Origin of the sequence: Mycobacterium sp. UM_Kg1 (assembly GCF_000972925.1) — a bacterium.
Taxonomy (GTDB): domain Bacteria; phylum Actinomycetota; class Actinomycetes; order Mycobacteriales; family Mycobacteriaceae; genus Mycobacterium; species Mycobacterium hiberniae.
Genome location: NZ_JRMK01000370.1, coordinates 1 through 310, shown reverse-complemented (window position 1 = coordinate 310; position 310 = coordinate 1). Strand labels below are relative to the sequence as shown.

1 pseudogene is annotated in these 310 nt (G+C 64.8%); it reads left to right on the top strand.

Annotation, left to right across the window (positions count from 1 at the left end):
- Positions 1 to 310: pseudogene (locus LI92_RS21570) on the top strand (type I glutamate--ammonia ligase); the annotation flags it as partial.

The following is a 310-nucleotide window of genomic DNA, read 5'->3' as shown; positions in this document are numbered from 1 at the left end:
GCCCGGACTCCTCGGGCAACCCCTACCTGGCGTTCGCCGCCATGCTGATGGCCGGCATCGACGGCATCAAGAACAAGATCGAACCGGCGGCACCGGTCGACAAGGACCTCTACGAACTGCCCCCCGACGAGGCCGCCAACATCCCCCAGGCCCCCACCTCACTGGCACAGGTGATCGACAATCTGGAAGCCGACCACGAATACCTCACCGAGGGCGGCGTCTTCACCCCGGACGTGATCGAGACCTGGATCAACTACAAGCGCGACAACGAGATCGCGCCGGTGAACCTGCGCCCGCACCCCTACGAGTT